Genomic DNA, 2,930 nt, shown 5'->3' with positions numbered 1-2,930 from the left:
CTGTACAACAAGGACTCGGTCGCCGGGAACACCTACACCTGGCAGCCGAACCTTCCCGAGGACGGCGACTACCAGGTCCAGGTGCACTACGTGCCGGCCACGGACCGGGCCACCAATGCGCCGTACACGCTGACCTACAGCGGTGGCTCGAAGGCCTACACGGTCAACCAGCAGGCCGGTACGGGCGGTGTGTGGAAGACGCTGGGCACCCATCCGTTCAAGGCCGGCACTGCGGGCAAGATCGTCCTCGGTGACGGTCCGGCTTCGACGTCCACGGCCGTGATCGCGGACGCGGTGCGTTTCACCAAGGGCGGTGTGGTCACCAAGCAGCCCGACGAGCTGAACGTGTGGCACTCCTTCCCGGTCACCAAGACCGTGCAGTCCTGGATCGACGGCGCGAACACCAACCACGGGTTCGTGGTCAAGGCCGCCGACGAGTCCGCGAATGCCCCCAAGGGCGGCCCCCGGTATGAGGGCAGCGAGTTCGCCTACGCGGGTGAGGCCGCGAACTACCCGCGTCTGGTGCTGACGTACGGCCGTCCCGGTGTGGAGCTGGATGCGCCGACGACGATCCACGACACCGGTGCGGAGCTGAAGTGGTCGGCGTACGCCGACCCGTCGACCGCGGCCGGTGACGACATCGTCGAGTACCAGGTCCACCGCTCCATCTACCAGACCTTCACCCCGTCGGCGGCGACCCTGGTCGCCCCCGTGTCGAAGTCGTCGACGTCGTACACCGACACCTCGGCGACGCCGACTGCGGCCGACAGCTCGGAGCTGTTTGGGCGGGCGTACTACTACATGGTCGCCGTCAAGACGGCGGACGGTCAGGTGATCGGTGCTCCGACGCAGCTGGTGCGGCTGCCGAAGGCGGGCCGCACGACCAAGATCGTCGAGGCCACGCAGGACACGACGCTGTCGCAGACGGAGTCGACCACCCCCCATGACACGTTGACAGACGGGGTGGCGCAGAAGTGGCTGGCGGTGGGAAACAACTCTCCCACCTACGGCACCACTCGCGCGGCCCTGAAGTTCCCCGCCCTGTCCGACATCCCGACCAGCGCCCGCGTCATGGACGCCACCGTGCGTCTGTGGGGCACCACGACCACCACGGAGAACACCGGCGCGGTCTATGAGCTGCGTCCTCTCACCCGGGACTTCGACGAGGCGTCCGCGACCTGGGTGAAGGCGAACTCCACCACCAACTGGACCACGCCCGGCGGTGACTTCGGCAGTGCCGTCGCCGACACCGTCTCCGAGCTGACCAACGACCCGGCCCGGCAGGACTGGAGCGTCGCCTCCCTGGTGCAGGGCTGGGTGACCACGCCGTCCTCCCAGCAGGGTGTGCTGCTGAAGATGGCGGATGAGTCGGTCAAGCAGGAACGCACGGTGTTCCTGTCCTCCGAGGCGAGCGAGAAGAAGCTGCGCCCGCGTCTGGTGGTCTCCTACATCGACTCCACCACCGACTCGACGTACTACGCGCCGAAGACGCCGGCGCGGATGACGCCGAACTCCACCTACACGGTCGAGTTCACCCTCACCAACACCACCAACACCGCGTGGGCGGCCGGTGAGCGCGAGCTGTCGTACACCTGGAAGCTTCCGGACGGCACGGACGTCACCAATGGCGGCAACCAGGTCGCGACGGCCGTCCCCGCCCTCGCGCCGGGTCAGTCGACCGTGCTCCAGGCACAGGTCAAGACGCCGATCAACTCGGACTCCGGCAACAAGCGCACCGATTATGTCCTCGGCTGGGATGTCCGCAAGGTCTCCGACGGCTCCTGGCTGTCGGCGGGCACGGGCGGGATCCCGTCCTTGAAGCAGAACGTGGCGGTGGAGGACCCGACCTCCAACAGCCTGGGTCTGGAGAAGTTCTACTCCTACACCGGCAAGAACACGGGCGCCGGGTCGACGGTGATGAACAACCTCGCCGCCGGCAACACCGTGTGGTCGTACAACGCGTTCACCAACCCCGGACGCGGCCTGACCACCTTCGCCCGCTTCTCCTACAACTCCCTCGACACCAGCGACACCGTCCTCGGCGGCGGCTGGTCCGCCCAGCTCGCCGGACCGATCCGGCTCGGCGCCCCGCTGGACTTCCACCCCAACCCCAGCGCGAACGCCCGTGAGGTCCGCCTGCCGGACGGCGACGGCACCACCCACGTCTTCCGCAAGCAGGACGACGGCACCTGGGAAGCCCCGGCGGGTGTCCACTACCGGCTCACCATGAAGCCGGACCTGGACTGCACCCCGGACAAGGACCCGGTCCCGGACGCCTGGACCCTCCTGCGCCCGGACGGCACACGCTTCCTCTTCGGCTGCGACGGCTACCTCACGTCCATCGTGGACAAGAACGGCAACACGCAGACGTACACCTACGAGGAGCGCAAGTCCAACAACAAGCCGGTCAAGTTCCTCAAGTACATCACCGACCCGGCCGGCCGGCAGTCCCTCACCGTCGACTACTACTCCAAGGCCGAGGCCACCAGCCCGAAGATCGCCGACCACGTCAAGTCGATCACGGACATCTCGGGGACGGTCAGCGGCATCCCGCTGCGCAAGCTGACCTTCGAGTACTCCGACCAGGGCCTGCTGACCAAGCTCACCGACGGTGCCGGCTCGTCCCAGCCGAAGGTGTTCGGGTTCACGTACGACGCCACGCAGGGCAACAAGAACGTCAAGCTGGTCACCGTCACCGACCCGCGCGGCCACGGAACGAAGCTCGACTACTACGCTCCACAGGCCGGTGACAACCCCAAGTACCACTGGTGGACGAAGAAGATCACCGACCGTCTCGGCGGTGACACCACCTTCGCCTACGCGGCGAACACCGCCAACACCAAGTTCACCGACACCACCGTCACCGACGCCGAGAACCACGCGACCAAGTACGTCGCCGACGACTTCGGCCGCCCGGTGCAGACCACCAA

Annotated in this window: 1 protein-coding gene; it reads left to right on the top strand. The window is 67.2% G+C overall.

What is annotated here, in order from left to right; translation table 11 throughout:
• A partial coding sequence (locus tag ACZ42A_RS38920; RefSeq protein WP_468532117.1) for a DNRLRE domain-containing protein occupies positions 1-2,930 on the top strand: 2,930 nt, incomplete at both ends.

The organism is Streptomyces sp. NPDC030838 (genome assembly GCF_055572035.1).
This window is presented reverse-complemented; position numbering and strand designations above follow the sequence as displayed.